Origin of the sequence: Acinetobacter sp. YH12128 (assembly GCF_013418655.1) — a bacterium.
Lineage (GTDB): Bacteria > Pseudomonadota > Gammaproteobacteria > Pseudomonadales > Moraxellaceae > Acinetobacter > Acinetobacter amyesii.
The window spans coordinates 1-15,649 of sequence record NZ_VPBO01000013.1; the positions used below are offsets into that span (position 1 = coordinate 1).

Below are 15,649 nucleotides of genomic sequence, written 5' to 3' on the forward strand. Positions count from 1 at the left end.
CTTGGCGTTCATCCGCATCGCTTTGTTTGACTTGCCACTGACTTTGATGGATTAACTGTGTAACTTGATCGGTTAAGTCTTTGGGTAAATTATTTTGGTTATAAAAAGACTTAGATAAAATCAAAAATTCTTGATCGGCACCACGATGTTGGTCAATCTCTGGATGCTCATCCAATTTGAACCAATAACCAACTTGTGTATCACGCACGGTACTTTTAGCAATAAATTGTTTGGCTTGAGCCGCATAATAATCACTAAAATTTTGATTGAGACGTTCAACTTGAGCACTATTAGAGGCAGTTGCAGCATCTTCACCATTCAGATCTTGCATCCATGCAGGGCTCACATGCCATGCCTGCTCTAAGCTTAAGCTCGCATTATCTTGATTTTGACTATGTAGATGCTTGCTTTGTACTGCACCACCACCCTCGTCCTGTTCAAGCACATCCGCTTGCCATCGTTGCACATGTACCGACGTCGGTTGCAGACTGCGCTGACCGATAAAACTGGTCATACTGTCATTTTTTTCAGTTGCACTACTGCGATGAAAACGGATATTACGTCGCTCCAAAGCTTGATATTGGCTATTTTCATCAATCAAACGTAGCTTTTGAGCTGCTATGGGTGTCGCAGACGATGTTACAAAAGATTGAGCTTCATCGACCAACCAATGAATGCCTTCACTGCGTAGTAAGCGGGTAATAAAATCATAGTCGGTTTCATTACTTTGCATCATGAATGGTCGAACGTCATACTCTTTTTTTAAGCCACTTAAGTCCAAACTTAAGCTCGCTGCAAAAAGTGGGCTCTTTTTTTGCCATTCCTTAAAAATAATCTCGACCACATCTTTGACCGATTTATTCATAAACACGCGGCTATTACGACGCTTATGCCATAGTGCCGTTGCATCTTCTAAGGTCAACTTATATAGCGTTAATGCACCATCACTTTGGCCTTGAAATGCTTCTGTAATGATCCCGGTAATACGAAAAAGTTGCCCCGCATCGGTCACCTGATCGATTGCGACTTGCGTGCCAATAAATTGTTTCAGTTCGAGCGTGGCAGAAGTTGAGAGACAGATGAGCTGAACATTCAAACCTTCACTTAAGGCATGTTCCCCATCAATACGTTGCAAGAATACTTGTTCATTCAGCGTGGTATTGGAAAATTGAATGTGCAAAGCACGTTTTTGTGGACTAATGCCCAATTTTTCAATTGCAGAATATATATTGTTCAGCATCGTTATTATCTAAAATCAGATTTTTATAAAATATGCGGGGTATTTAATCAAAAAAACTCATATTTTTCTAGGCATAAACTGCCTGCTTTGTTGGGTTTTATGTAAGTAAAAATTCAAATTTCCACATTAATTCTTTATGTTATTTTTACTCTATTTATTTCTGCATTAAAAAAATATAGAGACCATCAAACTAAACTTCAGGTCTCTTCATACCACCTTACTGCCTTGCATCAATATTAATTGGTATTTAAAAATGCGTGAATATTCTCCAATTGTTCTTGTGCTTCGACATAGCCTTGCAAGGCCGCTTTTTCCAAATATTGCTGTGCAATTTTAAGATCACGCTCTACGCCCATGCCATGAATATATAAATAGCCCAATCGCGTTAACGCCGCCGCATTCATCCCCTGAGCAGCTTGTGCATAATAACTATGTGCCTGAGTTAAATCTTGCTGCACACCCAAACCATGTTCTGACATTTCACCAAGCTGGTACAAGGCAGTCACATTTCCTAATCCCGCCGCTTGCGAGAAATACTGCAACGCTTGTTGGAAATCTTGTGTTCCCCATTGTCCTTTTAAATTAACTAGACCTAGTTGCGTAAGTGCATCAGGATGGCCTAATTTCGCCGCCTTCAACAATGCTCGCTGGGTTTGAGCTTCATCAAACTGTACATCAGGCAAGATATTGTCCACGGCTAAACGGTAGAGATACCAAGCAGCATCCTGCGAACCTTGTTCTGCGGCTTTTTCGAGATAACTCAAACACTGATCACGATGTGCTAATGGATACTCTGGCAATGCATAAAAACGCCCAATCACATAATTCTGATCGGCCACACAAGTAATGGACATATCATTTAAATGCCTAGCAGCTTCAATTAAAAGTTGCTGTGCTTGCTTGATATTTCGCTCAACACCGACCCCATGTAGGTAGCATAGTGCCAAACCGACTTGGTTAATGAATAATGGTTTGAATTGATACGCTGTTTGATATAACTCAAATGCTTTTTGTGGATCATCACTAACCAAATACTTTTCAAAATACAGCGCTGCAATAAGACTAATTGCATCAGCATCTTTAAGTTGAGCAGCTTCGGTCAGAAAGCGAAAACCTAAAGTTTCCTGCTTCTCCAAGTACCAACCATGAAAATGTGCAATGCCTAATAATCGGCTGGCTGCTGCAACTTTGTGCTCTTTGGCCTGCTGCAAAAGATCATGATAAACCCGCTGACGCTGATCGACGTCGATTTTACCCATCAATACTGCTTGATAATATTCATACAACTGCTGCTGGTGCCCGAGTAGCAATCCTCGCTTTAAATATTGCAATGACTTTTCATCATTTTGCGCAAGATACTTTCCTTGTGCATAGAATTGCTGCAATTGCTGAATAGCCGCCATATGGTCTTGTTGGGCAGCTTTCAGTAAATATTCCAATCCCAGAGCAATATTTGGCGTGGCTTGTTTTAAATAGAACTGTGCCAATTGATACTGTGAATTGGCATGTCCATTGTCCGCATTTTTTTGCAACAAATCTAAATGTTGCTGCTCGGCATGTGTCTGATCTTCTGGGTTTAGTTCGGCGAGTCGATATTGTGCATCCAAATGACCGCGTGAAATCGCATGTCGATACCAATATTGCGCTTTTTCAATATTGGGCACACCGCCATAGATACCTTCTTCAACTTGCCCCAACACATATGCAGCATCATCACTACCTAAACTATTGGCTTTTTCCAATAAAGCCAGCGCATTTTCCACACTGACTTCTCTGCCTAAGCCTTGTAAATGCATCTGCCCCATAGCGACATAGGCCTGCGGAATTTCATGCTGTTTGGCCAAATTTTGATACAACTCATAGGCACGCGCATAGTCGGTTGGTGCATCAAGCATTAAACGTTCTGCAAATTTCAGCTGTGCATCTAATTGGTCTATCCACAAGTCATGCCCAACCGCTTTAGCCTGATCGCGTTTAACTGGATCGGGTCTTTTCCACATCCAAAACGCAAGTGCTCCCATCCCCAAAATTAGTATCAGTAAAAACCACATACTCGCCCCAAAAAAATCAATATTTTAATTATTCCAACATTGTGTCTGATTTTAATTCTATATACAAAAAAAGCACCGAATTCGGTGCTTTATTTTTTTCAAAATGAGATAGCTGTCATGCTTTTGCTCGTTTTGCATCAAGTTTTTTGAGCACCTCTGACACAGCCACCATCGCAAAGCTGGACGTCACGACTACTGCTGAACCATATCCACCACAACGTAAGCCTGCACTTGGACAAACATCAGCACTGGAAAATGGATTATCAATTGAATAAACACAGGTGATGCCAAACTTTTCTTTCGGCTTTTTACAAATGCCTTTGCCGCGTAATTGTGTCCGCAATTTAGCTAACATCGGGTCTTGCTCTGTTCTTGATAAATCTGCGACTCGGATTTTCAGCGGATCAAGTTTACCCCCTGCTCCACCCGAAACGATCAACGGAATTTTATTAAAACGGCAATGTAGCATTAAGGCAAATTTTGCCTTCACATCATCAATGCAATCTAAAATTAGGTCAGGAGCACCTGCCAAAATTTCTTTGACATTTTCAGGCGTAAGATAATCATCAATCAAATTTATTTTGATTCGGGGATTAATCGCACGGCAGCGCTCTGCCATCACTTCAATTTTTTCATGTCCCAGTGTCGTGCTCATGGCAGGCAATTGTCGATTGATATTCGATGCAGCAACCACATCCATATCGACCAAGGTTAGCTCACCAATACCTGTACGTGCTAAAGCTTCTACCGCCCATGAGCCTACACCACCGATCCCGATCACCATGACATGACTTTTTTCATAATGATGAAAACTTTCATCACTATATATTTTGGCTACGCCAGCAAAACGGCGGTCATATTCATCATCTTGGAGCAGTTCAGTCATAAAAGTACAAAAGCAGGAAACAGAAGCGCCATTCTAACAAAACTCCTTCATTTTGACTGCGGTAATATTTCTATCACACAGATGGCTTGATCCAACAAATGAAAATAAGCACAATAATTTCGATTAAAATTTATACTAAAACTCAAATAATATTGTTATCCGCCTATGTAGGATCGCCATGTTTTTTTCTATTTTATTGTGTCTGAATACCCTACTTATTTTGGCCTACGCCACACTGATCGTGATATATCAAAAGAAAAATTTGAATCTAAGCAATATCATCCGAATTCTATTTCTCACTCTGTTCGCATTGGTGGCTTTTGCACACTATGAAAGTGAACAACAATTTATAATTATGTTGTGTTTATGGGTAGTTTTCGAGGCATTAAACCTCAAAAAACTCAATGCAGAAAAGTTGAGAAAGTAGCGCTAAAAAAAGAGGCTTTCGCCTCTTTTTCAATCTTACAACCTTAGTCTTTATTCATAATAAAGAAATATTCACGGTAGTATTTAAGCTCTGCAATGGAGTCACGGATATCATCCATCGCCAAATGCGAGGCATTCTTTTTCAAGCCACCCATGATCTCTGGGCGCCAGCGTTTCGCCAATTCTTTCACTGATGATACATCAAGATTACGGTAGTGGAAGTATTGTTCCATTTCAGGCATTAAACGATGTAAGAAACGACGATCTTGGCAAATTGAGTTACCACACATCGGTGATGATTTTGGATTCACCCATTTTTTCAAAAATTCTAAAGTTTGCTGTTCAGCATCTTGTGCTGTCAATTTACTACGACGTACACGTTCGATCAGACCTGATTGACCATGTTGGCGAGTATTCCATTCATCCATCGCATTGAGCACACGGTCAGACTGATGTACCGCAAGCACAGGCCCTTCCGCCAGAATATTTAAATTATCATCCGTCACAATTGTTGCAACTTCAATAATCTGGTCGTTATCTGTATCTAGACCTGTCATTTCAAGGTCAATCCAAATCAGGCGTGTATCAGGTGTGCTGCTCATAAATGTGCAATCTTATTAGGCTGTAAAAATGAACATAGTAGCAAATTTATTGGGCTTGCGCTGTAAATAGACCCTGCTTTCATGCTATTTTTGCCATCTAGTTTTCATGGTTTTTTAGGATATGAATGGCTTTAATTCGTAAGCGCCGACTGACTGAACAGCAGCAACGTCGCATTCAGAAGCAACATAAATCTCGTCAGGAAGAAATCGATACTTCTGCAGATTTGGAAGGCTTGGTCGTCCAACATTATGGTCGTCAACTTGAAGTTCAAGCGCTGTCTACACCCGACCAGCATCCTGAAAAACCCATTGTGCAAGCAGGTGAACCTGAACCACATTGGAAACCCATCGAATTAGGCAGTGTTTGGCGCTGCCATACCCGTACCAATCTCGAATTATTGGTGACGGGTGACCGTGTCAAATGGCAAGCTGACCCGATTACAGGTTTAGGGATTATTACCGCGATTCATCCACGCCAATCTTTACTGACACGCCCTGACCGTTATCACAAAGTGAAACCTGTCGCAGCCAATGTCAGCCTGATTGTGATTGTATTTGCACCGCTTCCTGAGCCAGCACCTGGCCTGATTGACCGCTATTTGGTGGCCTGTGCAGATGCTGATATTCCAGCCTTATTGGTCTTAAATAAATCCGATTTGCTTGAAGACAATGATCCGATTTTAACGCTATTACAAGAATATCGTGACTTGGGCTATGAGGTCATGCAAACCCAATCTGATGGTGACTTAAGCGCACTTTCTGCTCGCCTTTCAGGTGAAACTGTCGCATTTGTAGGTCAGTCTGGGGTTGGTAAGAGCACTTTAATTAATGCCATTGTTCCGGATGCCGCGCAAAAAACCAATATTATTTCGGAAAACTCCGCGCTCGGTCAGCACACCACCACGTCTACGCGCTTAATTGCGTTTGGTGAAGGTTCTGCATTGATTGATTCACCGGGAATCCGTGAATTTGGTTTATGGCACCTAGAATTGGAGAAAGTTCAACAAGGTTTCCCTGAGATTGAGTCACATTTGGGTTATTGTCAGTTCCGTAACTGTACGCATAAACATGAAAAGCAATGTGCGCTTAGAATAGCAGCTCAAAATGGCGAAATTTTGCCGCGCCGATTAGACAGTTATTTACGTCTGATCGACGAAATCACGGAAGCGCAGCAAAAAAATTAATTTTTATTCTGTTCATGCCCTTGAAGGGGTGATTTTGATCACCATATTTATGGGCTATACTCTTGGCAATTTAAAATTGTAGTTAGGTGAATTGTGGAACGTTGGTTCGAATTTATGGGGAATCACCCCTTCTTATTTGGAACGCTGGCTGTATTGGTCGTGCTGTTCTTTATTCTTGAAGGCCAGCGTAATGGTCGCAAAATTTCACCTCAATCTTTAGGGATTTTAGTTAAAGCTAAAAATGCTCAATTGATTGACTTACGTGATGCGAAAGACTTCCGCGAAGGTCATATTAGCGGTAGCCGTAATATTCCATATAGCCAAATTACAAAACACATTGAAGAGTTAAAAACTTCTGATCGCCCGTTGGTTTTTGTATGTAACCTTGGTCAAGTGGCAGGTTCTGCATTGCAACAAGTCGGTCATGCAGATGCATACCGTTTAGACGGCGGCATTAGCAACTGGAAAGCTCAAGGCTTACCTTTAGTTAAAAGCAAATAAGCGCTTCTTAGGAGATTAACATGGCTGAAGTTACGATTTATTCAACAACTGTATGTCCTTACTGCATTCGTGCAAAACAGCTCCTAGAGCGTAAAGGCGTGGCTTATAAAGAAATTAATTTATCAAATGAAGCGCCTGAAGTACGTGTTGAATTGATGCAACGCACCAACCACCGTACCGTTCCTCAAATTTTTATTAATGATCAGTTTATTGGCGGTTTTGACCAACTTTATGCTTTAGAGCGTGAAGGCAAACTCGACGGCATGCTATCTTAATTTTAAACATAAATCGTCACCTCATATTAAGGAATAAACAATGAGTGAAGAACAACAAGCTCAACCACAATTGGCATTAGAGCGTATTTATACTAAAGATATTTCTTTCGAAGTACCTGGGGCTCAAGTATTTACTAAAGAATGGCAGCCTGAACTAAATATCAACCTTTCTTCTTCTGCAGAAAAAGTTGATCCAACACACTTCGAAGTTTCACTGAAAGTTGTCGTTCAAGCGAACAATGCGGGTGACACAGCATTTATCGTTGACGTTACTCAAGCAGGTATCTTCCTGATCGATAGCGTTGAAGAAGAACGTCTTCCGTACATTCTTGGTGCTTACTGCCCAAATATCTTGTTCCCATTCCTACGTGAAGCAGTGAACGATATGGTTACTAAAGGCAGCTTCCCACAATTGTTGCTTACACCAATTAACTTCGATGCTGAATTCGAAGCGAATTTGCAACGTGCGCAAACTGCTGCTGAAGGCCAAGCTTAATCGCTTATCTTCAAATCTAAAAAAGACCGCTTTTGCGGTCTTTTTTATTGCCTTTTAGCTTCCCCCTTTACTAAAGGGGGAATGAGGGGGATTTACTTCTACTTAACAAAATCCCTCCCACCCTCCCTTTTAAAAAGGGAGGAGCAAATTACTCAGCATCTGCCATTAGATCAGCGCTCATACCTACAGTATTAAAGCCTGCATCAACATACAGAATTTCACCTGTAATACCATTTGCCCAAGGTGAGCAAAGGAACAATGCTGCATTACCGACATCTTCAATGGTGACATTGCGTTTAAGCGGTGCAACTTTTTCATTTAGATCTAACATTTTACGGAAAGATTTAATCCCTGAAGCCGCTAAGGTACGAATCGGACCTGCTGAAATTGCATTTACACGAATACCTTCAGCACCAAGACTTGTAGCCAAATAACGTACGCCTGCTTCTAGTGACGCTTTTGCCATACCCATAACGTTATAGTTTGGCATTACGCGTTCAGAACCTTGGTAAGTCAGCGTCAATAAGCAACCTTGACGTGCAGCCAATAAAGGTTTTGCCGCACGAGCCATCGCAATAAAGCTATATGCGCTGATGTCGTGAGCAATTTTAAAACCTTCACGGTCGGTAATATCAGTGAAATCGCCATCTAAAGTATGTGCCGGTGCAAAACCAATTGAATGCACAACACCATCTAGACCATCCCAATGTTTAGCAAGTTCAGCAAAAGCGGTATCAATTTCAGCGTCCACTGCTACATCACATGGGAAAACTAAAGTTGAACCAAATTGTTCAGCAAAATCATCTACACGTTTTTTTAATTTTTCGTTTGGATAAGTAAAAGCCAGTTCTGCACCTTCGCGATGTAAAGCTTGCGCAATACCAAATGCGATTGATAACTTACTTGCAATACCCGCGATTAAAAAGCGTTTGCCAGCCAATAGTCCTTGTGCCATGTGAAACTCACTCAAAATAATTTAACAGCATAATGCCAAGTCTAAAGCATTTTAGAAATTGCATAATGCGCCTTTTTTTATAAAACCATCATTGCATGCACGATGCGAATAAAATCAGATTCAATCAAGCGGCGTCAATATTTGTTGCCGCTTAAGCGTCCAGATGCAATGCTTGTAATGAATTTTTCCATAATATATCTGCAATCTCAGATTCAGTACGGTTTAAGCTCTGAGCTAGCCCCTGCAAGACATAGGGCAAATTGACCGGCGTATTACGGGTACGCCCTTCCGTCGAATGCTGACAACATAAGGGTGTCATATCGGGACAGTCGGTTTCTAAGACCAAATGCGCTGCACCCAAAGTCTGAACCACTTGACGTAATTTTTTTGCATTGGGATTGGTGATTTGCCCCGTTACACCAATTTTAAAACCTAGCTTGGTAAATGCCTTCGCTTCTTCAACACCACCACTAAATGCATGTGCAATACCACCGAGCTTAAATTGATGCTTTTTCAACATCGAAAGCACCTCCGCATGGGATTTGCGAATATGCAGCAATATCGGTTTATCAAACTGCTGTGCTAACTCAAGTTGTGCGGAAAAATACTGCTGCTGCTTTTGAAAAAGTTCAGGCTGCTTATGCTGTTTCAAAAAGGTATCTAAACCAATTTCACCGACAGCAACACAATCATGCTGCTTTAGCATCTGTTCCACATCCAACAAATGTTCTGTACGATGTTGCTCAATATAAAACGGATGTAAGCCGGGAGCTAAATAGCTTGTTGGAGCATTAGATAAACGAGCTAAAAACTCTTGGGTATGCAGCAAATCTTGAAAACGTGACTGTAAAAAACCAATTAATACCAAAGCATCGACACCCGCCTGTTTGGCAGCATACGCCAACTGTTCCCGATCAGCGTCAAAATCGGGAACATCAAAATGTGTATGCGTATCAAACAGTGAGTAAGCCATTGAACTAATTAATTTGCTTTTGCGGCTGAGGCTTCAGCAGCTTCAACTGGTGGTAGATATTGTTTTTTCAATACACTTTGCAATTGATCATACGGAATGGTCAAACGTGGTAAACCCACCACATACGGCCCAATTTCATATTCGGCATATTGCAAAATTAAACCTTGCTGGCTCAGATAAAAATTATCAGAAAGTTTAAATTTCCAAATCTGTTCGTATTCTTGAATATTGTCTGCCAACTTGGCATCTTTAACCCAAGTTTTAAAGACTTCATAGCCCCGCTTTTCAAGCTCAGCACGTTGATTTGGCAATAATATGTCGTTGAGCTGCACCAATTTTTGAGTGCTTAAATCGAAGTTATAATATTGCTGTGCAGAAGAACCATGCGCTCCACCTAAATATGAACTGGTATTTAAAACCACTGTTGCCAAGGGTTTTTCAGCATTCAATATTTTAGGTTTAATCATCAAACTGATTTGCTGATTGGCACTTAAAGATTTCAATTCTTTATCTAAATTTAAAAATGCTTGCATATAAGGCTGCGTGGCTTTTTCCAATTTTAATTTGGGCGTTTCAACCTTTGCCAAAGCAGATTTTGCTTCAGACGCTGCAGGTACTTCACTTGCAGCGGGAGCGTCTTTGCTCAGCGTTTTATCTTCTAAAGGCGAAACAGACAGGATCTCTCCCAACTGTTTTAAAATTTCCGCATCAATAAATTCATCAATAAAGGCTTGATTACTGTTTAAGCGTTCAACTGAAATTTCAGGACAGACCCCGCCATCACATTCAGGTAAATTCAGTTGTAATTTTTCCGCATCACCAATCAGTTTTGCACTCAAATCTGGCTGTTCAGTTTTGGCTTGATCCGGCTTTTTTTCAGGTTCAGCTTGTTGTGGCTGACACGCCGTGAATGCAACAGAAACTGCCAATATTGAGCTTGCCCAAATTTTATTTTTTTGCACCATTGCTTCAACCTTTCATTTCGAATAATTGATATTTATCTCAGTAAATATCTCATCAAATTAAATACTTTCGTTGTTTAGAACATATGCTGATACACATCAGCTTTCAAGACTTGTTGTGTTTGCGCTTTGCTGAGATAAATATCCAGTTGTGTACTATCTTTGATAATTTCATCTGTACGGTAATGCAAACCGACACCTTCTTGATCAAAGAACCAATCTGCTTGGCCCCAATAGAGCTTTTTCGGTGCCGATTTTTTGACATCCACCTCTTGTTCATCTAACCATTTGCCATAGGCTTGCTGCACAATGGCATCCATATTTTGCTGCTGCTTTGCATCAATAATATCTAAGGGTTTGAGATTTTTTTTCGCACGACGGTCTGCCACAAAAAAATAATAGCGCTCTTTGACCGTGATATTTTCCTGTTTGGTATCGACACCGATTTGCAGCAGCACATATTGATTCCGTTGATATGGAACTCGTGTGTACATCGCCAATTCATAGGCTTTATTGGTTTTAAACTCGGCCTGCCAAGCATCTGATTTTTTCACATACGCATCGACAGCTTGTTGGAGATTCATATTCTGCTTTAGTGCAATCTGATCTTGTACGACGCTCGCCTGATTCTTTTCAATCCAGCTATTCAACCACGTATCTACGGTCTGAATGGTTTGTATCTCTAAATCAATACAACTTTTATTTTCACAAAACGGTTTGGCAATTTTAGCGGCTTGCTCTTGGATATTTAAATAAGGCAAAACATCTGGATTGATCACGGCCGCTTCAGAAGCGCCATCATCGGCCGGCTTTGTCGCTTTGTTTTCTTTTCCTGAATCACATGCACTGAGCAGCAAAACACTCCCCAAAAGTGCAAAAACTGTAGCATCCTTGAATATTTTCATGATGTCCTAAACGACCAAATGATTGCGTAATGTATGGATTTAAAAACTCTACCACAAAATAAAACAGCTTCACGAAGAAGCTGTTTTATTTCTGTAAAAGAACAACTTAGTGTTCACGTGTATTACGGAACACGATATCCGGATAACGTTCTTGCATTAACTGTAAATTCACACGACTTGGTGCAAGATAAGTTAAATGACCACCGCCATCGACAGACAATTGGTCATGTGCTTTTTTCTTAAATTCGTTGAATTTTTTCTCGTCATCACAAGATACCCAACGTACGGTATTGATACTTACAGGCTCGTAAATACAATCAACTTTGTATTCTTCTTTCAGGCGATAAGCCACCACTTCAAACTGAAGCACACCCACAGCACCCACGATTAAGTCGTTACTGTTTTGCGGCATAAAGACCTGAGTCGCACCTTCTTCTGACAGTTCTTTTAAGCCTTTTTGTAGCTGTTTTGACTTCAATGGATCTTTTAAACGCACGCGACGGAACATTTCAGGTGCGAAGTGAGGAATACCGGTAAAGTGTAAATCTTCACCTGAAGTAAAGGTATCGCCGATCTGAATCGTACCATGGTTATGCAAACCGATAATGTCACCCGGCCATGCTTCTTCAAGATGTTGACGGTCACCGGCAAGGAACGTTAAGGCATCACTAATACGTACATCTTTACCTAGACGCACATGTTTCATTTTTAAGCCTTTTTCATACTTACCTGAACAGATACGCATGAATGCAATACGGTCACGATGTTTTGGATCCATATTGGCTTGAATTTTAAAGACGAAACCTGTGAAGCCTTCTTCAGTCGCTTCAACTTTGCGGTCTTGAGTCGGATGTGCTTTAGGTTCAGGCGCATATTGACTAAATGCATCCAGAACATGGTCTACACCAAAGTTACCGAGTGCCGTACCAAACAAGACTGGCGTTTGGCGACCTGCCAAAAATTCATCACGGTCTAAAGGCTCATTGGCCATTTGAACCAACTCCAATGATTCTTCAAATGCGGCCCAAGCGAGATCGCCGACTTTTTCACGCAAATCTGCATAGTCATAGCCATCACGGACTTCAATATCCGTAATGGTTGAACCGAAACCTGCCTTATAAACGTAGAATTTTTCTTCGAGTAGGTTAAATACACCGGCAAAGTCACGACCTGTACCCAGTGGCCAAGTAATCGGAACACATTTAATTTTTAATACGTTTTCGATTTCATCAAGCAGTTCTAATGGCTCACGAATTTCACGGTCCATTTTGTTGACGAATGAAATAATCGGCGTGTCGCGCATACGACACACTTCCATCAATTTGATCGTACGATCTTCGACACCTTTTGCACCATCAATCACCATAAGCGCAGAGTCAACAGCGGTTAATGTACGGTAAGTATCTTCAGAAAAGTCTTCATGCCCTGGGGTGTCGAGCAAGTTAATCATCTTGTCTTTAAACGGGAACTGCATAACAGAGGTGGTGATCGAAATCCCACGTTCTTTTTCCATTTCCATCCAGTCAGACGTTGCCGCACGATCAGATTTACGGCTTTTTACCATACCTGCAACCTGAATCGCCTGTCCCCATAACAACAGTTTTTCTGTCATTGTGGTTTTACCGGCATCGGGGTGGGAAATAATAGCGAAAGTACGTCGCTGAGCGACCTGTGTCGCTAATTCTTCTTTAAAACTCATGAAAGACACCTACTGCAAAACTCGCAGTGCAAAAGATCAGATCTGATCAATATGGAAAATTGGCGATATTGTATCAGATTGACCATTAAAAATAATCAACCACATCGGGTTGAGTCAAAATCTTAGCGTGGTGTGTCTTGATGTTTTACATTGGATGACGACCTGTTTTTATCGACGATATAAAGCATTTCTCTGTCTTTTTTTCTCACTCATTGGCAATGCGATCAGACTACGAGGACTTTATTCAACTTTCATTTTCATGCGTTCTTCAAGCTGTGCCACTGGCATCGGCATTCCTAACAAATATCCTTGCAACTGTTGGCAACCTAAACGTTTTAAAATTTCTGCTTGTTGTTCTGTCTCTACACCTTCTGCAGTGACCGTTAAACCCAGTCGAATTGCCAAGTGAATAATACTTTCTAAAATAATTTCTTCTTTAGAGCCGACGCTCAAATTGCGGATAAACTCACGGTCAATTTTCAGTTCATCTACAGGCAGTTCTTTTAAATACAAGAAACTTGAATGTCCCGTACCAAAGTCATCAATCGCAACTTTAATTCCCATCTTTCTCAAATGTTCAAAAGTCAAGATACTGGCATCGATATGATGCATCGCTGTTGACTCGGTAATTTCAATAATTAAATTTGATGGGTTAATTTCATACCTTGCAAAAAGCGACTCTAAGGTACTAAATAAATGTTTATGCTCAAACTGAATCGCTGATAAATTGACCGCAATCGGATACAGCGGCATGTTCAGCTTTTCCCAGTGCTGAATTTGCTTACAGGCTTCTTCAAGCGCCCAATAGCCCATGGCAATAATTAGTCCTGTTTTTTCCGCGCCATTAATGAACTTATTTGGCGTCAGCATACCTAAGGTTGGATGATTCCAACGAATTAAGGCCTCAACCCCACAAATTTCAAGATCAGTGGCATTAAATTTTGGCTGATAAAACAAGCTAAACTGCTGTTCTTCTACCGCTTTATATAAATCATTGATCAGTTTCGTCTGACTTTTTTCTTCAAATTGGTCGGCAGTATAATTAAAAAACGAATAGGTATTACGCCCCTGATACTTCGAACTCAGCATTGCAGTGTCTGCATTGATCAGCAGATCTTGCAAGTTCGCACCATGTTCAGGGTACATCGCAATACCAATACTGCCTGAAATATTGATTTCCTTGCCTGCAATCAAGAAGCTTTCTTGCATCAATTCCAATATTTTTTCAGACATTGCTGTGGCAGAGTCATTGCTTGCCGACTCGAGCACAATCAGAAATTCATCGCCACCGATTCGTAGCAATTTGGCTTGATCATCGATTAAACGGTGAATACGCGTAGCAATTTGAATCAGCAGTTGATCACCGACATGGTGTCCAAACACATCATTGACCGCTTTAAAACGGTCAATATCAATATAAATAAAAGCAATTTTATCTTGTCTTAAGCGATGCTCTGTAAATAGGAAATGTGCATATTCAGCCAAAAACAGTCGATTAGGTAAACGAGTCAAATTGTCCTGTACCGCTTGATTGGCCAGTTCTCGATTTGCGCGCATCAACTGCAAACTGCGATGCTCTAAACGTTGCTCTAGTACTGCAACGCTAAAGGCTGCCATCAACAATAAACTGGTGACAAATAAGACAATAAACAGCAATAAATTGTGATTAATTTGAGCCGCGACCAATACATCCATCGAGTTTAGCGGTACAAAATCTACAGCCGCCATTCCTATATAATGCATAGCGACAATGCTAAAAGTCAGCATGACTGCAACAAAGGCATTCATGATGTTACGTTTAGACGAATACTTATTTTTAAATGTCAGCCAAAATGCTAAACCTGAACCACAAATCGCGACCAAAATTGAACAGATAACAATTAAAGGTTCGTAGCGTTGTTCATAGCCCTGAACGGCTAAACTCAGCATGCCGGTATAATGCATGCCGGAAATGCCAAGTCCCATTAACACGGAGCCTAAAATTAAACGCGGAAAAGGTAAGGTCGGACGAGTGGTCAGCCACACTGCAAAAGTGGACGCAACAAAGGCGATAAAATAGGAAGTTAGAGTCAGACTGGTATCAAAACTATGATTTGAAGGCAAATGGCTGGCCATCATACCTACAAAATGCATGCACCAAATCGCAGCACCTAAAATTGCGCCGCTGAATAATAAAATGACATTTTCATATCTTGGTCGTGTTCCACGAAACAACATTTGTTCGAGTGAAACCGCTAAGTAACAACTTAATAATGCAACTACGATTGAACCAACGACCAGATTGTAATCATAATGAATATGGGTCATATCAAGCGTTCCGCTTAGGTTATCGTGGCACTTTCTTTAACCGAATTACCCAATCTATCTCTTCCCTTTAACTTGTTACGTTTTCAATTACTTACTTATTTTCCCTTAGAATCTATTAGTCTACGATAATGGTCAAGTCTTTCTTTCAAGATTTTAAGCAACTGATTAATTTAAAAAAAGAAAGCTT

General features: G+C 40.8%; 14 protein-coding genes. 4 read left to right on the top strand and 10 right to left on the bottom strand.

Features of this window, described 5'->3' with window-relative positions; genetic code table 11:
- The 4 genes from FTU64_RS08005 to orn all read right to left on the bottom strand — a co-directional run.
- A partial coding sequence (locus FTU64_RS08005) for a phage late control D family protein (RefSeq protein ID WP_180059539.1) occupies positions 1-1,240 on the bottom strand: 1,240 nt, incomplete at its 3' end.
- A 236-nt stretch (positions 1,241-1,476) separates the two neighbouring features.
- Complete coding sequence (locus FTU64_RS08010) at positions 1,477-3,291, bottom strand: tetratricopeptide repeat protein (RefSeq protein ID WP_180055660.1); 1,815 nt, start codon at positions 3,289-3,291, stop codon at positions 1,477-1,479.
- A 115-nt stretch (positions 3,292-3,406) separates the two neighbouring features.
- Positions 3,407-4,177, bottom strand: coding sequence for a ThiF family adenylyltransferase (locus FTU64_RS08015; RefSeq protein WP_180004537.1), 771 nt, complete (start codon positions 4,175-4,177; stop codon positions 3,407-3,409).
- A 470-nt stretch (positions 4,178-4,647) separates the two neighbouring features.
- Entirely contained in the window at positions 4,648-5,205 is a 558-nt protein-coding gene (orn, locus tag FTU64_RS08020; protein WP_067763591.1) for an oligoribonuclease, read from the bottom strand.
- 125 nt (positions 5,206-5,330) lie between these two features.
- On the opposite strand from orn, the gene rsgA reads away from it, so the two are divergent.
- From rsgA to secB, 4 genes are all read left to right on the top strand, one after another.
- Complete coding sequence (gene rsgA / locus FTU64_RS08025) at positions 5,331-6,389, top strand: ribosome small subunit-dependent GTPase A (protein ID WP_180059540.1); 1,059 nt, start codon at positions 5,331-5,333, stop codon at positions 6,387-6,389.
- 93 nt (positions 6,390-6,482) lie between these two features.
- The gene (locus FTU64_RS08030) at positions 6,483-6,890 is read left to right on the top strand and encodes a rhodanese-like domain-containing protein (RefSeq protein ID WP_078189639.1); all 408 of its coding nucleotides are present in this window, start codon (positions 6,483-6,485) and stop codon (positions 6,888-6,890) included.
- Positions 6,891-6,910: 20 nt separating this feature from the next.
- On the top strand, positions 6,911-7,165 hold the full coding sequence (grxC, locus tag FTU64_RS08035; RefSeq protein WP_078189640.1) for a glutaredoxin 3: 255 nt from the start codon (positions 6,911-6,913) through the stop codon (positions 7,163-7,165).
- 40 nt (positions 7,166-7,205) lie between these two features.
- Positions 7,206-7,661: a protein-export chaperone SecB gene (gene secB, locus FTU64_RS08040; RefSeq protein WP_078189641.1), complete on the top strand. Its 456-nt coding sequence runs from the start codon at positions 7,206-7,208 to the stop codon at positions 7,659-7,661.
- Positions 7,662-7,809: 148 nt separating this feature from the next.
- On the opposite strand, the gene FTU64_RS08045 is transcribed toward secB, so the two are convergent.
- From FTU64_RS08045 to FTU64_RS08070, 6 genes are all read right to left on the bottom strand, one after another.
- Positions 7,810-8,616 carry an enoyl-ACP reductase gene (locus FTU64_RS08045; protein WP_078189642.1) on the bottom strand — a complete coding sequence of 269 codons (807 nt, stop codon included), beginning with the start codon at positions 8,614-8,616 and terminating at the stop codon, positions 7,810-7,812.
- A 151-nt stretch (positions 8,617-8,767) separates the two neighbouring features.
- Positions 8,768-9,589: a TatD family hydrolase gene (locus FTU64_RS08050; protein ID WP_180059541.1), complete on the bottom strand. Its 822-nt coding sequence runs from the start codon at positions 9,587-9,589 to the stop codon at positions 8,768-8,770.
- Positions 9,590-9,597: 8 nt separating this feature from the next.
- Positions 9,598-10,554: an RsiV family protein gene (locus FTU64_RS08055; RefSeq protein ID WP_180059542.1), complete on the bottom strand. Its 957-nt coding sequence runs from the start codon at positions 10,552-10,554 to the stop codon at positions 9,598-9,600.
- A 74-nt stretch (positions 10,555-10,628) separates the two neighbouring features.
- Positions 10,629-11,456: a hypothetical protein gene (locus FTU64_RS08060; RefSeq protein WP_180010218.1), complete on the bottom strand. Its 828-nt coding sequence runs from the start codon at positions 11,454-11,456 to the stop codon at positions 10,629-10,631.
- Positions 11,457-11,562: 106 nt separating this feature from the next.
- Positions 11,563-13,155, bottom strand: a complete 1,593-nt coding sequence (locus tag FTU64_RS08065; RefSeq protein WP_078189646.1) for a peptide chain release factor 3 — start codon at positions 13,153-13,155, stop codon at positions 11,563-11,565.
- 240 nt (positions 13,156-13,395) lie between these two features.
- Positions 13,396-15,462: an EAL domain-containing protein gene (locus FTU64_RS08070; RefSeq protein ID WP_180055653.1), complete on the bottom strand. Its 2,067-nt coding sequence runs from the start codon at positions 15,460-15,462 to the stop codon at positions 13,396-13,398.
- Positions 15,463-15,649 lie beyond the last annotated feature (187 nt).